The organism is Actinomadura fibrosa (genome assembly GCF_900659615.1).
In the GTDB taxonomy this organism is placed as follows: domain Bacteria; phylum Actinomycetota; class Actinomycetes; order Streptosporangiales; family Streptosporangiaceae; genus Spirillospora; species Spirillospora fibrosa.
This window is the reverse complement of the sequence record NZ_CAACUY010000012.1, coordinates 80,937-99,547: the sequence shown is the minus strand read 5'-3', so window position 1 is coordinate 99,547 and position 18,611 is coordinate 80,937. Positions and strand designations below refer to the sequence as shown.

Annotated in this window: 15 protein-coding genes and 2 pseudogenes; 10 read left to right on the top strand and 7 right to left on the bottom strand. The window is 73.3% G+C overall.

Annotation, left to right across the window (positions count from 1 at the left end; translation table 11 throughout):
• From E1300_RS07565 to E1300_RS07545, 6 genes and pseudogenes are all read right to left on the bottom strand, one after another.
• Positions 1 to 677, bottom strand: a pseudogene (locus E1300_RS07565) (hypothetical protein); the annotation flags it as partial.
• A gap of 211 nt (positions 678 to 888) precedes the next feature.
• Entirely contained in the window at positions 889 to 1,965 is a 1,077-nt protein-coding gene (locus tag E1300_RS07560) for a 2-oxoacid:ferredoxin oxidoreductase subunit beta (RefSeq protein ID WP_207399535.1), read from the bottom strand.
• Positions 1,958 to 3,799, bottom strand: a complete 1,842-nt coding sequence (locus tag E1300_RS07555; RefSeq protein WP_131756155.1) for a 2-oxoacid:acceptor oxidoreductase subunit alpha — start codon at positions 3,797 to 3,799, stop codon at positions 1,958 to 1,960. Before E1300_RS07555 ends, E1300_RS07560 begins: the two co-directional genes overlap by 8 nt.
• 353 nt (positions 3,800 to 4,152) lie before the next feature.
• Positions 4,153 to 4,224, bottom strand: coding sequence for a putative leader peptide (locus tag E1300_RS53855; protein WP_370784504.1), 72 nt, complete (start codon positions 4,222 to 4,224; stop codon positions 4,153 to 4,155).
• Between the two features lie 164 nt (positions 4,225 to 4,388).
• Positions 4,389 to 5,576: a LolA-like protein gene (locus tag E1300_RS07550; protein ID WP_131756154.1), complete on the bottom strand. Its 1,188-nt coding sequence runs from the start codon at positions 5,574 to 5,576 to the stop codon at positions 4,389 to 4,391.
• Between the two features lie 794 nt (positions 5,577 to 6,370).
• On the bottom strand, positions 6,371 to 7,447 hold the full coding sequence (locus tag E1300_RS07545; protein ID WP_131756153.1) for a hypothetical protein: 1,077 nt from the start codon (positions 7,445 to 7,447) through the stop codon (positions 6,371 to 6,373).
• 384 nt (positions 7,448 to 7,831) lie between these two features.
• Here E1300_RS07545 and E1300_RS07540 point away from each other — a divergent pair, with 384 nt between their 5' ends.
• The 4 genes from E1300_RS07540 to E1300_RS07525 all read left to right on the top strand — a co-directional run bounded on the left by E1300_RS07540 (position 7,832) and on the right by E1300_RS07525 (position 10,882).
• Complete coding sequence (locus tag E1300_RS07540) at positions 7,832 to 8,203, top strand: NADH-quinone oxidoreductase subunit A (RefSeq protein WP_207399534.1); 372 nt, start codon at positions 7,832 to 7,834, stop codon at positions 8,201 to 8,203.
• An 87-nt stretch (positions 8,204 to 8,290) separates the two neighbouring features.
• The gene (locus E1300_RS54185; RefSeq protein WP_131756151.1) at positions 8,291 to 9,322 is read left to right on the top strand and encodes an NADH-quinone oxidoreductase subunit B; all 1,032 of its coding nucleotides are present in this window, start codon (positions 8,291 to 8,293) and stop codon (positions 9,320 to 9,322) included.
• Positions 9,319 to 9,933: an NADH-quinone oxidoreductase subunit C gene (locus E1300_RS07530; protein WP_131756150.1), complete on the top strand. Its 615-nt coding sequence runs from the start codon at positions 9,319 to 9,321 to the stop codon at positions 9,931 to 9,933. The genes E1300_RS54185 and E1300_RS07530 overlap by 4 nt, the downstream gene beginning before the upstream one ends.
• Positions 9,926 to 10,882 carry a complex I subunit 1/NuoH family protein gene (locus E1300_RS07525; protein WP_131756149.1) on the top strand — a complete coding sequence of 319 codons (957 nt, stop codon included), beginning with the start codon at positions 9,926 to 9,928 and terminating at the stop codon, positions 10,880 to 10,882. The genes E1300_RS07530 and E1300_RS07525 overlap by 8 nt, the downstream gene beginning before the upstream one ends.
• A 17-nt stretch (positions 10,883 to 10,899) precedes the next feature.
• Here E1300_RS07525 and E1300_RS52245 read toward each other — a convergent pair whose 3' ends face one another.
• Positions 10,900 to 11,805: a helix-hairpin-helix domain-containing protein gene (locus E1300_RS52245; protein WP_242619000.1), complete on the bottom strand. Its 906-nt coding sequence runs from the start codon at positions 11,803 to 11,805 to the stop codon at positions 10,900 to 10,902.
• Positions 11,806 to 11,978: 173 nt separating this feature from the next.
• Between E1300_RS52245 and E1300_RS07510 the strand changes: the two genes are divergently transcribed.
• From E1300_RS07510 to E1300_RS07485, 6 genes and pseudogenes are all read left to right on the top strand, one after another.
• Positions 11,979 to 12,524, top strand: coding sequence for a NuoI/complex I 23 kDa subunit family protein (locus E1300_RS07510; RefSeq protein ID WP_242618999.1), 546 nt, complete (start codon positions 11,979 to 11,981; stop codon positions 12,522 to 12,524).
• Positions 12,521 to 13,078 carry an NADH-quinone oxidoreductase subunit J family protein gene (locus E1300_RS07505; protein WP_207399533.1) on the top strand — a complete coding sequence of 186 codons (558 nt, stop codon included), beginning with the start codon at positions 12,521 to 12,523 and terminating at the stop codon, positions 13,076 to 13,078. The genes E1300_RS07510 and E1300_RS07505 overlap by 4 nt, the downstream gene beginning before the upstream one ends.
• Positions 13,078 to 13,359 (top strand): annotated as a pseudogene (gene nuoK / locus E1300_RS07500) (NADH-quinone oxidoreductase subunit NuoK); the annotation flags it as partial. The gene E1300_RS07505 and the pseudogene nuoK, both read left to right, overlap by 1 nt.
• A 146-nt stretch (positions 13,360 to 13,505) precedes the next feature.
• Complete coding sequence (locus E1300_RS07495; protein ID WP_131756146.1) at positions 13,506 to 15,542, top strand: NADH-quinone oxidoreductase subunit 5 family protein; 2,037 nt, start codon at positions 13,506 to 13,508, stop codon at positions 15,540 to 15,542.
• On the top strand, positions 15,539 to 17,041 hold the full coding sequence (locus E1300_RS07490) for a complex I subunit 4 family protein (protein ID WP_131756145.1): 1,503 nt from the start codon (positions 15,539 to 15,541) through the stop codon (positions 17,039 to 17,041). Before E1300_RS07495 ends, E1300_RS07490 begins: the two co-directional genes overlap by 4 nt.
• Before the next feature lie 37 nt (positions 17,042 to 17,078).
• A complete protein-coding gene (locus tag E1300_RS07485; protein ID WP_131756144.1) occupies positions 17,079 to 18,566 on the top strand; it encodes an NADH-quinone oxidoreductase subunit N in 1,488 nt (495 codons plus the stop codon).
• Positions 18,567 to 18,611 lie beyond the last annotated feature (45 nt).

The following is an 18,611-nucleotide window of genomic DNA, read 5'->3' as shown; positions in this document are numbered from 1 at the left end:
CTGCGCTTGGCGTCCGCCGCCGCCCGCCGCCGCTGCGCGACCCGCTCCCGGCGGCGCCGGTCCGCGTCCGAGACGGGATCCGGGACCGGGGTCGCGGCCGTGAGGCCGGCGCCGCCCGTGAGCGGCGCGGTCGCCTTCTCCGACTTCAGCAGGGACGGACGACTCTCCTCACCCGCTCCGCCAAGGCGCCGCTCCGGCTTCTCGGCCTTCCGCAGCGAGGGCGCGATGCCCTTGGCCGGGCCGGTCGTGGCGGCCGAGATGCCCAGCGGCTGTGTGGGGCCGTCGGGAGCTCCGGACGCGCCCGGCCCGCGGCTCGGTGAGCCGGACTCGCGACCAGAGACGCCCGGCTCGCGCCCGGACGCCCTCGGCCCCGGTCCGGGCGTGGTCGTTCCGGACGAAGCAGGTGATGGAGGCGCGGCGGGCTCGGCCGCCGCGTCGGCGGGCGGCGCCTCCTCCGGTGGGGACGGCCAGCTCTGGCCGAGCGCCTCCGCCGGTGTCGGGGGCCGCGCGTCCGGGCGCTTCGACGGAGGCTCGATGATGCGCACGGACTCGAACGCCTCCGCGGCGTCCTCCCGCGCGCCGCCCGGGCCGTCCGGGAGCCCGGAGGACGGCGACGAGGGACGTTCGGGCTCCTCTTTCCGCGGACGACCCTTGCTGCGGCGCGGAACGACCCGCATCGTCACCTCCCCGGGCTACATGATCTCCACAGTGTGTCAGGACGGGACCGCGTCCCGCATGGTGCCCCGGCCGAAGGAATCCGCCGATCGGCACCCGGTACCGCGATCGCTCACCATGTGTGGAACACTGCCCCGTTCGCGCCCCTTCAATGCGCCGAAGCCCGCCCCCGAGGCCGAACCGGGGACGGGCCGCGTGCGCGCGGGCGTGCCGCTAGTCGATGCGCCAGGTGTCGCCGCCGCCGAGCAGCGCGCCGAGGTCGCCCTTGCCCTTGACCGCGACGGCCTCGTCGAGCTGCTCGCGCATCAGCTCGTCGTAGGACGGCCGGTCGACGTCGCGGAACACGCCGATCGGGGTGTGCTGGAACGCCGGGGAGTCCAGCCGCGAGAGGGCGAACGCCTGCGACGGGTCGGGGTTGCGGGCGTCGTGGACGGCGATCTCCGCCGGATCGACGTCCGCGATGTCCACGACCTCGAACGACCCGGACGGGGTGCGGCGCAGCGCCTTGTCCCGCTCGGCGCCGAAGACGATCGGCTCACCGTGCTCCAGCCGGATCGTGACGTCGTCGCGGACGGCGGCGTCCTTCAGCGGCTCGAACGCGCCGTCGTTGAAGATGTTGCAGTTCTGGTAGATCTCCACGAGGGCCGTGCCGCGGTGCTGGGCGGCGGCCCGCAGCACCGACTGGAGGTGCTTGCGGTCGGAGTCGATGGTCCGGGCGACGAACGTGCCCTCCGCGCCGATCGCGAGCGACAGCGGGTTGAACGGCGCGTCCAGCGAGCCCATCGGCGTCGACTTCGTGATCTTGCCGAGCTCGGAGGTCGGCGAGTACTGGCCCTTGGTCAGCCCGTAGATCCGGTTGTTGAACAGCAGGATCTTCAGGTTGACGTTGCGGCGCAGCGCGTGGATGAGGTGGTTGCCGCCGATGGACAGCGCGTCGCCGTCGCCGGTGACGACCCAGACCGACAGGTCCGGACGGGACGTCGCGAGGCCCGTCGCGATCGCCGGGGCGCGGCCGTGGATCGAGTGGAACCCGTAGGTGTTCATGTAGTACGGGAACCGGGACGAGCAGCCGATCCCGGACACGAACGTGATGTTCTCGCGGCGCAGCCCCAGCTCGGGCAGGAACGACTGGACCGCGGCGAGGATCGCGTAGTCACCGCACCCGGGGCACCAGCGCACCTCCTGGTCGGTCTTGAAGTCCTTCAGCGTCTGCTTCCCGTCGGTCTTCGGGACCAGCGAGAGCGGGGACCGGCCGCCGCCGTTCACTCCGTTGAGGCCGTTGTCACTCACTGTCGATCACATCCTGGATGACGCCCTGGAGCTCCTCGGCCTTGAAGGGCAGGCCGCGGACCTGGTTGTAGCCGATCACGTCCACGAGGAAGCGGCCGCGGAGCAGCAGGGCGAGCTGACCGAGGTTGATCTCGGGCACCACGACCTTGTCGTAGGACCGCAGGACCTCGGCGAGGTTGGCCGGGAAGGGGTTGAGGTGCCGCAGGTGGGCCTGCGCGACGCGCTGCCCGTTCCCGCGGACGCGGCGGACCGCAGCGGAGATCGCCCCGTACGTCCCGCCCCAGCCGAGGACGAGCACCCGCGCCTCGCCGGACGGGTCGTCCACCTCCAGGGGCGCGATGTCGTTCGCGATGCCGTCGACCTTGGCCTGCCGGAGCCGGACCATGCGGTCGTGGTTGGCCGGATCGTAGGAGATGTTGCCGGACCCGTCTGCCTTCTCCAGCCCGCCGATCCGGTGCTCCAGGCCCGCGGTCCCCGGGATGGCCCACGGCCGCGCGAGGGTCTCCGGGTCGCGCTTGAACGGCTGGAAGTCCTCCTGGCCGGGCTCGGCGAAGTTCGGCTCGATCCTCGGCAGGGACGCGACGTCCGGCAGCCGCCACGGCTCGGAGCCGTTCGCGAGGTAGCCGTCCGACAGCAGGATGACCGGCGTCCGGTAGGTGACCGCGATGCGGGCCGCCTCCAGGGCCGCGTCGAAGCAGTCCGAGGGGGACCGCGGCGCGATGACCGGGACCGGCGCCTCGCCGTTGCGGCCGTGCATGGCCTGGAGCAGGTCGGCCTGCTCGGTCTTGGTCGGCAGCCCGGTGGACGGCCCGGCCCGCTGCACGTCGATGACCAGCAGCGGCAGCTCGGTCGCGACCGCGAGGCCGATCGTCTCGCTCTTCAGCGCGATGCCCGGCCCGGACGTCGTGGTGACGCCGAGCGACCCGCCGAAGGACGCGCCGAGCGCGGCGCCGACCGCCGCGATCTCGTCCTCGGCCTGGAACGTCCGGACGCCGAACGCCTTGTGCTTGGACAGCTCGTGCAGGATGTCGGACGCCGGGGTGATCGGGTACGAGCCCAGGTAGATCGGCAGCCCGCTCTGCTCGCCCGCCGCGACCAGGCCGAGCGACAGCGCCACGTTCCCGGTGATGTTGCGGTAGAGGCCGGGGGCGTGCTCCGCCGGCTTGATCTCGTACTGCACCGAGAACGCCTCGGTGGTCTCGCCGTAGCTCCAGCCCGCCTGGAAGGCCGCGATGTTGGCCTTCATGATGTCGGGCTTGCGCGCGAACTTCTTCTCCAGGAACGCGATCGTCCCCTCGGTGGGCCGGTGGTACAGCCACGACAGCAGCCCGAGGGCGAACATGTTCTTGGCGCGCTCGGCGTCCTTCTTGGAGATGTCGAAGTCCGCGAGCGCCGTCACCGTCATGGAGGTCAGCGGCAGCGCGTGCACCCGGTACTCGGCGAGCGAGTCGTCGTCGACGGGATTCGCCGCGTAGCCGACCTTCGCCAGGTTCCGCTTGGTGAACTCGTCGGTGTTCACGATCAGGTCGGCGCCGCGGGGCAGGTCGCCGAGGTTGGCCTTCAGCGCGGCCGGGTTCATCGCGACCAGGACGTTCGGCGCGTCACCCGGCGTGAGGATGTCGTGGTCGGCGAAGTGCAACTGGAAGCTGGACACGCCGGGGAGGGTCCCGGCGGGGGCGCGGATCTCGGCCGGGAAGTTCGGCAACGTCGACAAGTCGTTGCCGAACGCGGCCGTCTCCTGCGTGAAGCGGTCGCCGGTCAGCTGCATCCCGTCGCCGGAGTCCCCGGCGAAGCGGATGATGACGCGGTCGAGTTGCTGGACCTGTTTGGTCACAGAGGAAGACCTCCTCGACGGGCAGCACCGATACCGGAGGAGGCGTCCGGATCGTGATGCTACTTAGGCTTACCTTCATGGTATGTCCGGGTTGGAATGCTCTTATCGGGGGTCGCGAGGCACGCTGGAACAACCCGGCGGGCCGGGCACGCGCCCGCCGTCCGCCCCTCGGGCGGCCACCGGTCGAGGAGGATTCGACCGCGGCCGCCGTTCCGCCCGGCATGTGACGTCCCTCGTCCAGGGAGTCGCCGCCCCGTGGTCTCAAGACGTATCACTTCGGACGGCGTTTCACTCGACTCCCCCGGATTCGGGCAGGTCCTATCCGGTGGTACGACCCGGACGGGGTCCCGAGTTCAGCGCGAACACAGGGAACTGGCCTGGCGGCACAGATCGACGTGGAGCCGTCGAACGAGCCGCGCGGGCATCGCCGGGGAGCCGGAGCTCCCCGATGGCACGGAATTCACGCTCCGCAGTGTAGACAGACCGAATTTAGTTCCACTGAAGCGACCCCCGCCCTGGCCGGACCGGCTGCGAACCCTCACCCGTCAGCGACGGGACAGATCCGCTCAACTCCCGCTAGAGCGGGACTTCACGGCTTGGCGGGGGCGGTGGAGCGCTTCGCGGCCGGCGCGCGCGTCCGCCCTCCGGCGGCCGGGGTCGTCCGCGCCCCGGCGCTCGGGGTGGCCGACGCGCCCGGGGCCCGCCGGCTCGCCGCACGCTCCTTGTCGATCGCCGCGAGCAGCCCCGGGACCTCGGCCGCCGCGACCGCCTCACCGACCACCCGCGCCCGCGCCTCGTACGGGTGCGCGCCGGGCTGGTCGAGCGCGGCCTTCATCCACGTCCGCCACGCCCGCCCCTGCACCGTGCAGCGCAGGGTCAGCGAGCGGTCCGACGGCACCGGGCTCGACGCCGCGCACGAGCCGAGCGGCCGGCCCCGCGTGTCGATCGACGCGCGCAGCGCCGCCCGCGCCCCCGCCGGGACCGCGCCCTCCGGCGACGCGAGCGTCGCGGGCACGCTCACCGTGCAGCCGTTCGTGTTCTGGTCGCAGTTGACGAACGTCAGCTTGCCCGGCGTGAAGTGCAGCGCCGGATCGGCCGCGCCGCCCAGCGCGGCGACGCGCGGCCGGATCTCGGCGAACAGCGGCGCCGCGTCCGGGATCTCCGTGACCGTGAAGCGCGGGTCGCCGCGCCCGGCGGTCCGCACCGCCAGCAGCCGGTAGGGGGCGGCGGCCGACACCAGGTAGTCGGCCCCCCGGGTCCTCACCTTGAGGGCCCGGACGCCGTTGACGTCCTCGGCGGACGGGTCCGCCGCCGCCTTGGCGAGCCGCGCCGCGATCGACGCCGGGCCCAGCACGTCCGGGACGTCGAACCCGGGCAGCGCGGCCGGCGCCTTCGACCAGCGGCCCGCGAAGTTCTCCGGGTGCGCGGTCTCGCCGACGTAATCGCGCCAGAACGCCGTTCCGGCCTTGATGTACGTGACGTCGTCCACGGCCACGACGTCCGCCTTCAGGGCTCCCGCCGTGAGCGTGCCGCTCGCCGACCCCGCCCGGGTCACGCGCAGCCTCGCCTGGACGGGCTTCCCGTCCACCGACATGGTGCCGTCGTAGCGGAGCCCCGGGCTGCTCGCGAGCACCCGCCGGACCTCGCGCGACCACGCCGACGTCGCGGCGGCGGTCGGCTTCGGCTTCTTCGCCTCCGACCCGCCGCCCGTGAAGGCGACCGCGGCCGTCACCCCGACCGCCACCACCGCGGCGGCGGCCACGCCCGCGATGATCAACGGCCGCCTCCTGCCGCCGCCCGGCCGCGTCCCACCGCCACCCGGCGGAACCGGCGCACCGGGAAAGGCATCACCCGGCGGTGGTGGCGACCCAGGAAAGGCACCCCCAGGCCCTGCGGGCGGCATGGGACCGGCCGGGGGCCACGCACCTGCGGCCTGCGCAGACGGCATAGCCGCGTCGGGGATGGTTACGCCACCAGGACCACCGCCGACCTGCCCTGACGCCTCGGAGTAGGACACCCCGGTCGCGCCGGGAGGTACCTGCGCGTGGTCGGACGCCGTCTCGGTGGGCGAGCTTTCTACGGACGGTGCTGCCTCGACGGCTGGCGGCGGAGCGGGCTCAGGAGCAGGCGCAGGTGCCGGACGGGCAGGAGGAGCGGGCGGCAGAGGCACCACGCCAGGAGGCAGCGGCCTACCCCGCGGCGCCGGTTCCCCAGGTGTGGTGGGGGTCGGGGTTGGGGGCGGGGCCTTTGGGACGACGCTTTCGGCTGGGAAGCCCTCGGGGGAGGTGTCCTCGCCGGAGGCGGGGCGGGCGCGCTTGCCGCCGGCGACCAGCTTGTCCTGCGCGGGAGGTCTCGGAGAGGGACGTCCGGCCGCGCCGGACGGTCCGTCCTGTTCAACGCTCACTTCGCTCGCTTCCAGGGCCTGCACGGCCCGCGCTCACCGAGGGACGCCGGGGCCGGGGGACGTCTCAGAGCATAAGGGTGCCCGGCGGCGCGGCCCGCCAGGGGCGGGACGCATCGCCGGGCACCCGGAAGCGAAGGGTCAGCGCACGGGGCGCCTCACCTGCGGCCTCACTCGCTGTCGAGCCCGCTCTGCATGGACTGGACCTCGCTCGCGGTGGCACCGATCACCTTGTACTCGGCGTGCTTGTAATAGGTGCCGCCCGTGGACTTGGCCCAGCTCGTCCACGCGCTGCTGGTGACGCGGCAGCTCGCCCACTGCGGGGTGGAGCTGGTGATGGTGATCCTGGACGTGCAGTTGCCGAGGTCCCTGCCGGTGAGCGTGCCGGCGGTCAGCCGGAACCGCACGTCGATCGTGACGGGGGTCTCCGCGCCGAACGGCGGACGGATCTTGGCCTCGACGGTGCAGCCGCTGTCGCCGTTGCAGCCGCCCTTCTTCCACTCGTCCACGGTCGGGCGGGCGGAGCCGTCGAAGGCGTCCTTCAGCTCGCCGATGCTGGTCCGCATGTCCGAGACGATGGACGAGGCCTGGCCCGAGGTCTTCGGGGTGACGTCGAGGGCGACGCGGGGCGTGGTGGCCTCGTAGCGCAGCAGCTCGGCGCTGTCGGCGTCGGTGATGTAGAGGGTGGAGGAGAACGTGCTGAACTTCAGCGCCTTCTTGCCCTGCCAGGTCGTCTTGATCGGCTTGACCTTGGCGGTCGCGGCGGAGCGCAGCTTCCCGGCCAGGGCGGCGGGCGCGAGCTCCTGCTTGAAGTCGATGTCGAGCTTGTCGGCGCTCAGCCGGCCCCACTGCTCGCCGGAGCCGAGGTAGTAGGGCGTCTCGCTGCTGGAGATCTGCCGGCGCCAGTAGGCGGAGTCGGCCTTGACGAACAGCTTGCCGTCCGTCGAGAGCAGCGTGACGTTGTCGCTGTTCCAGGTGACGGGGCCGGTCGCGCGGCCGCCCTTGGTGACGTTCAGCTCACCGTTGAGGCTGTCGGCGCCGCCCCCGAAGGTGCCCTTCAACCCGACCGCGCGGGCCGCGGCCATGCTGTCGGCGGCGGCGTTCAGCTTCTCCTCCGGCGACTTGCCGCCGCCCGAGGCGAGCACGAACACCACGACGCCGATGAGGACGAGGACGACGACGCCACCGCCGGCCAGTGCCGCGATCAGCCCGCCGTTGCTCTTCTTCGGCGGGGGCATGCCGGGCATGCCCGGATACGTTGCGGCGCTGCCGGGGGGCGGCGGGTAGAACGGCGGCGGCGTGCCGGGGCCGCCGTAACCGCCCGGTCCTGGGGGTTGACCGCCCGGACCGGTGGGGCCGCCGGGGAGTCCGGGTCCGCCGGGACCCGGAGGGCCGCCGGGACCCGCGGGCGGCGGTGGCGGAGGCCACGAGGCACCTCCCGGGGGTTCCCAGCCCGGGGGTGGCGGGGGGTTGCTCATCCGGTCACGTCCTTCCAGGTCAACTGACCCCAATGCATCATCCAGTGTGCAGCAAAACAATGACATTGTGATCCTCCTGGGTGGAGGTACGACGTCACACTCCTGCATCCATCGCTCGGGGATACTTGGTTGGATGCGTATGGGGAGGTAGTTGTGCGGACCTATTTCGACGCATATGTCGGTCTTGCGGTTCTGCTGCTCGTGGGCGGGGCCATCGTCGGCGGGGGGCTCGCCGCCAACCGCCTCCTGCGCCCGCACCGTCCGACGCCGGAGAAGCTGCTCACCTACGAGTGCGGCGTCGATCCCGTCGGCGAGGGCTGGGCGCACTCGTACGTGCGCTACTACGTCTTCGCCTACCTGTACGTGGTGTTCGCCGTGGACGCCGTCTTCCTCTTCCCCTGGGCGACGGTCTTCTCCGCGCCCGGCTACGGCCTCACCACGCTGGGCGAGATGTTCGTCTTCCTGGCCTTCCTCGCCGCCGGACTCGCGTACGCGGGCAAGAAGGGCGTCCTGTCCTGGGTCTGACGGCCATCCCGGCGGCACGGCCGCGCGGGGGCGTCCGACCCGTCCGTGTCCCTGGCGAGATCGGCGCGGGCTGTAAGAATGCCTCTTGTGAGCACCATCGATCTCCCGCCGCCCAGCGTCGGCCCGCTGTCGCGGCTCGCGCCCAAGCCGATCAAGTTCGTGCTCAACTGGGGCCGCCGGTACTCCCTGTGGGTCTTCAACTTCGGCCTGGCCTGCTGCGCGATCGAGTTCATCGCGACGTCGATGAGCCGCCACGACTTCATCCGGCTCGGCGTCATCCCGTTCGCGCCCGGTCCGCGGCAGGCCGACCTGATGGTCGTGTCGGGCACCGTCAGCGACAAGATGGCCCCGGCCGTGCGGCGCCTCTACGAGCAGATGCCCGAGCCGAAGTACGTCATCTCCTTCGGCGCCTGCTCCAACTGCGGCGGCCCGTACTGGGACTCCTACTGCGTGACGAAGGGCGTCGACCAGATCATCCCGGTGGACGTGTACGTGCCGGGCTGCCCGCCGCGTCCCGAGGCGCTGCTGCACGGCATCGTCCACCTCCAGGAGAAGATCGCGGCGGAGTCGCTGGGCGACCGGTACAACGGCGGCGACGCGGTGTCCCCGCCGCCCGCGCCGCGTCCGCTTTCGGCCACAGTCCTACGGCGGCCACTCCAGCCGCCGCCCGCGCTGGACGAGGCACCGGATCCTGAGGACGGGCCCGCCGCGTCACCCGAGGCGACCGCGCCTCTGGAAGACGCCGCTCCACCTGCCGAGACGGGTCCGCCTGCCGAGGAGTCGGCGTCGCGGACCGTCCCGCTGGACGAGGCCGCCACGCCCGAGGCGCCGGGGGCGACGGACCCGACACAGCCCGTCCCGGCTCCGGAGAGCGAGGCACCGCCGGCGCACCCGGCCGATGACGCCACGCTTCCCGTCCCGCCGGTCGAGGGCGCTCCACCGGACGAGACCGAGGAGCAGCCGCCCACCGCGAGAGGCACGACGCGGCCGCTGCGCCCCGCGGACGACACGCGCCCCGTCCGGCGCGTGCGCGACCACGACCCGTCGATCATCCCCGGCCTCGCGGACGACGCGGACGGCGGCGACGGGGACGGCGACGAGATCGGCCGCCACCGGTGAGCGCCGGGCTGGCGGCGGCGTGGACCGGCCGGTTCGGCGACGAGATCTCCAGCGAGGAGACCACGGGCGGGCTCGCCGTGGGCGTCCCGCCCGAGCACTGGCTGGCCGCGCTCACCTTCGCCCGCGACGAGCTGGGCTGCGGCTTCTTCGACTGGCTCACCGGGGTGGACGAGCTGGAGGAGGGCTTCGCCGTCGTCGCCCACGTGTACTCGCTGGAGCGGCGCCACCACCTCCTGATCCGCACCCGCGTGCCCCGCGAGGACCCGGTCCTCCCGACGGCGACGGGCGTGTACCGCGGTGCCGCGTGGCACGAGCGGGAGACGTTCGAGATGTTCGGCGTGGTCTTCGAGGGCCATCCCCGCCTCGTCCCGCTGCTGCTGCCGGACGGGTTCGAGGGGCATCCGCTGCGCAAGGACTTCGTGCTCGCCGCGCGCGTCGCCAAGCCGTGGCCGGGTGCGAAGGAGCCGGGCGAGTCGGGGCACGGCGCCCCGAGCCGCCGCCGCGTCCGCCCGCCGGGCGTCCCCGAGGAGGGCGCCTGGGCCGCCGCCGCGGACCACGCCGCCCGCCCGGCCGCCCGCCCGGCCCGACCCGCGGAGCGCGGCGATGGTTGAGGTCGTCGTCAAGCTGGCGCTCGTCGCCGCCGCGTTCGCCGTCCTGCCGCTGCTGGTGGGGCAGGCCGAGCACAAGGTGATGGCGCACATGCAGGGGCGCCTCGGCCCCATGTACGCGGGCGGTTTCCACGGCTGGGCGCAGCTCGTCGCGGACGGGGTCAAGTTCGCCCAGAAGGAGGACGTGGTCCCGCGGGCGGCCGACCGGTGGGTGTTCAAGCTGGCCCCGGGCGTCGCGCTCGTCCCGTACCTGCTGGTCCTGATCGTCGTGCCGGTCGGGCCGGACGGGCAGGTCGCGCTCGACCTCGGCCTCGGGCTGTTCTTCGCGCTGGCGGTGATGGGCGTCGGCGTGATCGGCGCGATCATGGCGGGCTGGGCGAGCGCCAACAAGTACTCCCTGCTCGGCGGGATGCGGGTCGCGGCGCAGCTCATGTCCTACGAGCTGCCGATGGTGTTCGCGGCGTCCTCGGTCGCGATGGCGGCGGGCACGCTGTCCCTGCCGGGCATCGTCGGGGAGTGGCGCTGGTGGTGGCTGCCCTGGCAGGCGATCGGCGCGGTCGTGTTCTTCGTCGCGGGCCTCGCCGAGCTGCGCCGCCCGCCGTTCGACATGCCGGTCGCCGACTCCGAGATCATCTTCGGCCCGTACACCGAGTACGGCGGGCTGCGGTTCGCGCTGTTCATCCTGGCCGAGTACGCCGGGATCGTGGTGCTGTGCGCTCTGACTACCGTCCTGTTCCTGGGCGGCTGGAAGGGCCCGTTCCTGGACGCGGAGCTCGGCTGGCTGTGGACGCTGCTCAAGGTCGCGGTGCTGGCGTTCCTGGTGATCTGGCTGCGGGTCAGCTACCCCCGGATGCGCGAGGACCAGTTGCAGAAGCTGGCCTGGGCCTACCTCGTCCCGCTCTCGCTCGGGCAGCTCGCGCTCACCGGCGTCCTCAAGGTCGCCTTCGGCTGAGCCGGTCCCGCGCGGGGTCAGGGCAGGAAGATCGCGTACTCGGCGATCCTCGGGAGGGCGTCCGGCGGGACGTCGGCGTCCACGGCCATCTCCTCCGCGGACAGGAACGCGCCCTGCTCGTGCCGCCGCGCGACGACCCGGTCGACGAGCTCCGCGGTCATGCCCGGAAGCGTCGCGAGGACCTCCGGCGGCGCGCTGTTGACGTCCACGAGACCGCCGTCGTCGTAGGTGCGGGGCAGGTCGGGGCGGCCGATGCGCAGCTCGTGGGCGAGCGCCGGGTCCTCGGCGGCGAGCGCGCGGGCCTCCTCGCGGAGCGTCCTGCGGTACTTGGCGACGTCGATGGCGTGCTGGTTGATCCGGTTGCGGGACGACTCGCGCGGGAAGACGGTCGAGCGGACGGCGAACGCGTGCGCCGTCCCCGCGACCCACAGCATCAGGCAGAGCATCGTGCCGAGGCCCATCAGCACCGCGCTGTCGGTCTGGACGAGGGCCATGACGCCCGTCAGGGCGATGCCGTAGCCCGCGGCGGTGACCCCGAGGTTCCACGACCCGCGCCGGATGGCGCCGTACAGGAACGAGAAGGGCGTCCCTAGCCCGAACGTCAGGAACGGGACGAATGCCCACAGGATGCCCTGCGGTACGGTCGTCGCCTCGGGCGGCGGGACCGGCGGGACGGGCGGCAGCGGATACGGCGGCCGCCAGCCCGGGGGCCCGGCGCGCGGGTCGGGCGGCGGCGGAGGGAACGGCGGACGGCCCGCCGGGTAGGCGCGGTCCCGCGGATCCCACGGCGGACGTCCCGGAGCGGGGCGGCCGTAGGGCGGGTGCCCGCGGGACGGGCGGCCGTAGGGCGCGCGATCATGGGAGGAGGGGCCTTGGTGGCCACCGGGTTCGGGTCCGCTGGGGCCGTCCGAGTGATGGCTCACTTGCCCTCCTCACCCGCAGACTTACGGGACCGTGGACCGCGCGAGTCCACTCCTGTTCGACGAACGCCACACCCACCGCGTTCCCCGCAGGCCCCAGGTACGCAATCATGGGGCGCGTGGGACGGCTACCAGGAGGCGGGCTGGCCAAAGGGCTGGCGGTCACATTGCGGACGATGACGCGGCGCTCCATCACGCGTCAATACCCCGAAGTGCAGCCCGACCTGCCGCCGCGCAGCCGGGGCGTCATCGCGCTGTTCGAGGAGAACTGCACGGTCTGCATGCTCTGCGCGCGCGAATGCCCGGACTGGTGCATCTACATCGACTCCCACAAGGAGACCCTCCCGGCGGAGGGCGGCGGGCGCGCGCGCACGCGGAACGTCCTCGACCGGTTCGCGATCGACTTCGCGCTCTGCATGTACTGCGGCATCTGCATCGAGGTATGCCCGTTCGACGCCCTGTTCTGGTCGCCGGAGTTCGAGTACGCCGAGTACGACATCGCCGAGCTGACCCATGAGAAGGAGCGGCTGCGGGAGTGGATGTGGACCGTCCCGCCCCCACAGGCCCACGACCCGGCCGCCGAGCCGCCCAAGGAAGTGGGCACCGCCGAGAAGGCCGCGGCACGCGCTTCGCGCCGGCCGCCGGGGGCCGCCCGCAAGCCGCCGGAGGGAGCCCCGAAGCCGCCGGAGGATGCCCCGAAGCCGCCGGAGGCGGGGACGTGAGCGGGCAGGAGGTCGTCTTCGCGCTGCTCGGCGTGGTCGCCGTCGGGTCCGGGATCATGGTGGTGACGACGCGGCAGCTCGTCCACGCGGCGCTGTGGCTGGTGGTGACGTTCGGCGCGCTGGCGGGCGGCTACCTCGTCCTGACGGCGGAGTTCGTGGCGTGGGTGCAGGTGCTGATCTACGTCGGCGCGATCGTCGTCCTGCTGCTCTTCGGGATCATGCTGACCCGCGCGCCGATCGGCGGGTCCGCCGACCTCGACTCCGGCAACCGGTGGGTCGCGGCGGGGGTCGCGGCCGCCACCGCGGCGGTGCTCGTGACCGTCATGGCGATGGGCTTCTGGGACGAGCGGATGCCGCTCCGCGCGGGCGGCGGCTCGGCGGACGCGCTGGGCGCCGCCGTCTTCCGCACCTGGGTGCTGCCGTTCGAGGTGCTGTCGGTGCTCCTGCTGGCGTCGCTGGTCGGCGCGATCGTCCTGTCCCGCTCCGACATCCGCCCGAAGAGCCGCCCGGCCGAGAAGCGCCCGGCCGGGACGCCCGCGGACGGGGAGCGCTGATGCATCTCGCCTACCCGACGGTCGTCGCGGCCCTGCTGTTCTCCATCGGCGTGTACGGCGTGCTCGCGCGCCGCAACGCGATCCTCGTCCTGATGTCGGTCGAGCTGATGCTGAACGCCGTGAACCTGAACCTCGTCGCGTTCGACATGTGGTTCCGCGACCGGCTCCACGGCGGCCAGGTCCTCACGCTGTTCACGATCGTGATCGCGGCGGCGGAGATCGGGCTCGGGCTCGCGATCGTGCTGCTGGTGTACCGCAACCGCCAGATGATCGACGTCGACCGCCTCCGCACGCTCGCGGAGGACGGCGCACGTCCGGCCGAAGCGGAGGCCCTCGACGAAGCGGCTCCGGCGGACGAGCCCGGCGAACCCGGCCTGCCCGGCGAGCCCGGCGAAGCCGGTGCCGCGCGGCGCGAGGAGGCGACTCCGTGATCTGGCTCGCCTCGCTGGCCATCCCGCTGCCGTTCGCGGCCGCGTTCGCCGGCCTCCTCCTCGGCCCGCGGCTGACGCGCGTGCTCGGCGGCAGCGTCCCGTCCGGCGAACGCCCGCCGCACAGCGCCACGACCGAAGGCACACCCACGGGCGACGAGATTCCCGCCGCCGAACCCGCGCCCCTCGAAGGCGCGCCGTCGTCCGACGAAGTGCTGCCTGCGGAGGGGACGCATGCTCCGGGGCCCGCGCCCGGCAGCGCGGGCCGGTCGCCGCTGCGCAACGGCCCGGCGCTGATCGCGTGCCTGCCGATCGCGGTGTCCCTGGTCTTCAGCGCGATCGTCGCGTTCACCGTCTGGCGCGACCCGGGTGCGCGGACGGGCGTGCTCACGCTCATCGACACCGGGTCCGTCCCGATCAGGGTGGGGCTCCAGGTGGACGGACTGTCCGCCGTTGTGGGGCTGATGGTCTGCTGCGTGGCGCTCGCCGTCCAGGTGTACTCGGTCGCGTACATGGACGGGGACCGCCGCTACTCGTCCTACGCCGCGTTCATCTCGCTGTTCACGGCCGCGATGCTGCTGGTCGTGTTCGCCGGCGACCTGCTCGTGCTGTACGCGGGCTGGGAGGTCATGGGCGTCTGCTCGTACTTCCTGATCGGCCACCACTGGGAGGAGCGGGACAATTCGCGGGCCGCGGTGAAGGCGTTCCTCGTCACGCGGCTCGGCGACGTCGGCTTCCTTCTCGGCATCCTCGTGCTCGGCGCCGGTGCGGGCTCGTTCTCCCTCGGCACCGTCCTCGCGAAGGCGGGGGACCTGCCGCACACGACGGTGACCGTGGCGGCGCTGCTGCTGCTCGCCGGGGTCGCGGGCAAGAGCGCGCAGTTTCCCCTGCACACCTGGCTCCCGGACGCGATGGCGGGCCCGACGCCGATCAGCGCGCTGATCCACGCGGCGACGATGGTCGCCGCGGGCGTGTACGTCGTCGCGCGGCTGTCCGGGGTGTTCGCGGCGGCCCCGGCCGCGCTGACCGTGCTCGGCGCCGTCGCGGTGGTCTCCATGGTCGGCTCGGCGCTGGCGGCCCTCGCGCAGGACGACCTGAAGCGCGTCCTCGCCTACTCGACGATCAGCCAGCTCGGCGTGATGGCCGCCGGGCTCGCGGTCGGCGCCGACACCGCGGCGATCTTCCACCTGCTCGCGCACGGAGCCTTCAAGGCGCTGCTGTTCCTGTCCGCCGGCTGCGTCATCGTGGTCGCGGGCTCGAACATGCTGGCGTCCTACGGCGGCCTCCGGCGCGGCATGCCGATCACGTTCTGGTCGATGACGGCCGGCTTCGCCGCGCTCGCCGGCGTCCCGCCGTTCAGCGGCTGGTTCAGCAAGGACTCCGTCATCGAGGCCGCCCAGCACTCGGCCCTGCACGGCGGCACCTCCGCGCACGTCGACCTGCCGGCGGGCGTGGCGTGGCTTGTCTATCTCGGGCTGCTGCTCACGGTCGCGCTGACGGCGGCGTACGCGGCCCGCGCCTGGCTGATGACGTTCTTCGGCGAGCCGCGCGGCGCGTACGAGGTCCGCGAGGCGCCGCGGATCATGTCGTGGACGGTGGCGGCGCTGGCCGTCCCCGCCGTGGTCCTCGGCTTCTTCGGCCTCGGCGCGGACGAGCTGCGCCCCCACGCCGGATCGGCGCTGCTCGGCCTGCTGCTGACCGCCGCCGGGGCGGGCGCCGCGTACCTCGTCTGGAACCGCGACCGGGCGGCGGACCCGGCGCGCACCCTCGGCGCCCTCCGTCCCGTGTTCGCCCGCGCCTTCTACGTGGACGAGCTGTACGCGCTGCTGATCGTCCGGCCCGTCCGGGCGCTGGCGCGGCTCGTCGTGGTCGCCGACGCGCGCGGCATCGACGCCGCCGTCGTCGGCACCGGACGGGAGGCGCGGCGGCTCGGCGGCCTCCTCCGGCTCCCGCAGAACGGCAACCCGCAGACCTACCTGACCGGCCTGCTCGCGGGCGTCGTCGTCATCGCCGCCGGGGTGGTGATCTTCCTGTGATCTTCCTGCTGATGATGGCGATCCCGCTGTGCGGGGCGCTCGCCATGCTCGTCCCGGCGGACCGGTTCCTGCCGACCGACCTCGCCGTCCGCCGCTTCGGCGCCGCGGTGTCCGGCGCGACGCTGCTGGTCGCCGTGTCCGCGCTGACCGCGTTCGACTTCGGCGCCACGTCCCGGACCCAGCTGGACGTCGACCGCGCCTGGGCGCCCGCGATCGGGCTGCGCTTCCACCTCGGCGCGGACGGGATCTCCCTGCCGCTCGTCGTGCTGACCGCGCTGCTGACCTTCCTCTGCTTCCTCTACACGCTGCGGCACCCGCCCGCGGGCGGCCGGATCCGGCTGCTCACCGCGCTGCTCCTCGTCCTGGAGATCGGGCTGCTCGGCACGTTCACCGCCCTCGACCTCGTGCTGTTCTTCGTGTTCTTCGAGGTCGTCCTCATCCCGATGTACGTGGTGATCATCGTGTGGGGCGGGCCGGGCCGCCGCGCCGCCGCGTCCAAGTTCATCCTGTACACGCTGCTCGGCTCCGGGCTCCTCCTCGCCGGGATGCTGCTCGTCGCCGTGAACGCGGGCACGCTCGACATGACCGAGCTGGCGCGGCGGCACGGCGCGGGCCTGTCCCACGGCGTCCAGGTGGCGGCGTTCGCGCTGATGGCGCTCGGCCTCGCGGTCAAGGTGCCGATGTGGCCGCTGCACACCTGGCTCCCGGACGCCCACACCGAGGCCCCCACCGTCGGGTCGGTGCTGCTCGCCGGCGTCCTGCTGAAGATGGGGACGTACGGCCTGGTCCGCGTCGCGCTGCCGCTCGCACCGGACGGGGCGCGCGTGTGGGCGCCCTGGCTCGGCCTCCTCGCGGTCATCGGGATCGTGTACGGCGCGCTCGCCTGCCTCGCCCAGCGCGACCTCAAACGGATGATCGCCTACTCGTCCGTCGGGCACATGGGGTTCGTTCTGCTCGGCATCGCGACCCTCACCCCCGTCGGCGTCAACGCGGCGCTGTTCGGCAACGTCGCGCACGGCCTGATCACGAGCCTGCTCTTCTTCCTCGCCGGAGCCGTCAAGGAGCGCTGGGGCACCGCCGACCTCGACGAGCTCGGCGGCGGGATGCTCGGCACCGCGCCCCGCCTCGCGTCCATCCTGACCTTCGCGTCCGTCGCTTCGCTCGGCCTGCCCGGGCTCGCCGGCTTCTGGGGCGAGATGCTCGCCCTGCTCGGCGCGTACCGGCCGCACGCCGACCTGCCCCGCGAGACGTTCGTGACGTTCATGGCCGTCGCCGCGCTCGGCGCCGTGCTCACCGCCGCGTACTTCCTCCGCATGCTCGCCAAGATCACCCACGGGCCGGCGGACGGCGCCGCCGCCCGCGGCCCGGCGGCGATCACCGTCCCGGAGTACGCCGCCTGGGTCCCGCTGATCGCGCTGACGCTGCTCGTCGGGCTCTGGCCGAAGACCCTGCTGGAAGTGACCACCGCGCCGGTGCGCGCCCTGTTCGGAGGCGGCTGATGCGCACGACACGGGCCGGACGCCCGGGAGGGGCCGCATGATCCAGGGCATCGACTACGCGGCGATCGCGCCGCCGCTGATCCTCGCCGTGGCGGCGATCGGGCTCCTGCTCGCCGACGCCTTCGACGTCCCGCGCCGCGTCCTCGGCCTGCTCAGCGGCGGCTCCCTCGCGGTCGCGCTGCTCGCCGTCGCCGTCCTCGCCGCCGGCGACCGCCGCGCCACCTTCTGCCTCCCGGACGGCCTGCGCGCCGGCGGCCCCCGCTCCTGCTCCTACGTCGCCGACGACTTCACGCTCCTGTTCCAGGGCCTCGTCCTCGCCGCCGCCGTGGTCGTCGTCCTGCTGTCCCTCCAGGAGATCACCGACTCGGAGATCCCCGCGGGCGAGTACCACTTCCTGCTGCTCGCCGCCGTCATCGGCGCCCTGTCCCTCGTCGCCGCCCGCGACCTGATCCTGCTCGTCGTCGCGCTGGAGACCCTCTCGCTGCCCGTCTTCGCCCTCGTCGGCCTCCGCCGCTACGACGGCGCCGCGTCCGAGGCCGCGCTGAAGCTGTTCCTCGTCTCCGTCGTCTCCGCCGCCGTCATGCTGTTCGGCATCAGCCTCGTGTACGGCGCGACCGGCGCCATGCACCTCGACCGGATCGCCCCCGCCCTGGAGCGGCTCCCCTCCGACCTCGACCCGGTCGCCGCCGTCGGCGTCGTCCTCGTCCTCGCCGGGTTCGCGTTCAAGGTCGCCGCCGTCCCCTTCCACTTCTGGGCCCCGGACGTCTACCAGGGCGCCCCGCTGCCCGTCGCCGCGTTCCTGTCCGTGGTCTCCAAGGCCGCCGGCTTCGCGGGACTCGCCATCGTCCTCGCCCTCGGCTTCCCCGCCTACGGCCACGTGTGGGGACCCCTCGTCGGCATCCTCGCGGCCGTCACCATGACGCTCGGCAACCTCCTCGCCCTCCGCCAGCGGACCGCGATCCGCCTCCTCGCCTGGTCCTCCGTCGCCCAGTCCGGCTACATGCTCGCCCCGCTCGCCGTCGGCGGCCGCCGCCTCCCCGAGGCCGTCGCCGCCACCACCGCCTACGTCGCCCTCTACGCCGTCATGAACCTCGGCGCCTTCGCCGTCGTGACCGGCTTCCGGCGCCGCACCCCCGCGTCCGGGACGTCCTACGACACCCTCGACGACTACCGCGGCCTCGCCCGCCGCAGCCCCGCCGTCGCCGCCGCCCTCGCGTTCTTCCTCATCTGCCTCGCCGGCCTCCCGCCCGGCGTGATGGGACTGTTCGCGAAGGTCGTCGTGTTCCGCGCGACCGTCGCGGGCGACGTCACCTGGCTCGCCGTCGTGATGGCCGTCAACACGGTCATCGGCCTGTACTACTACCTCGCCTGGGCCGCCCGCCTGTTCGCCGAACCCACCGGACGCCCCTACGACGCCGCCCCCGGCCTGCCCGTCCGCGCCGCGATCGCCGCGACCGCCGCCGGCGCCGCCGTCCTGTCGGTCGCGCCGCAGCTCGTCCTGCAGACGGTGTCGCAGGTCAGCTGACGCCCGCCCGCCCCCGGGAACGTCGCGGCAGGTCAAAGCGTTGGT

Excerpts from the sequence above, each read along its gene's own strand:
- E1300_RS07545 (WP_131756153.1), bottom strand. The coding sequence starts at position 7,447 with ATGCCCGGCATGCCCCCGCCGAAGAAGAGCAACGGCGGGCTGATCGCG.
- E1300_RS07525 (WP_131756149.1), top strand. The coding sequence starts at position 9,926 with ATGGTTGAGGTCGTCGTCAAGCTGGCGCTCGTCGCCGCCGCGTTCGCC.
- E1300_RS07485 (WP_131756144.1), top strand. The coding sequence starts at position 17,079 with ATGATCCAGGGCATCGACTACGCGGCGATCGCGCCGCCGCTGATCCTC.
- E1300_RS07510 (WP_242618999.1), top strand. The coding sequence starts at position 11,979 with ATGACGCGGCGCTCCATCACGCGTCAATACCCCGAAGTGCAGCCCGAC.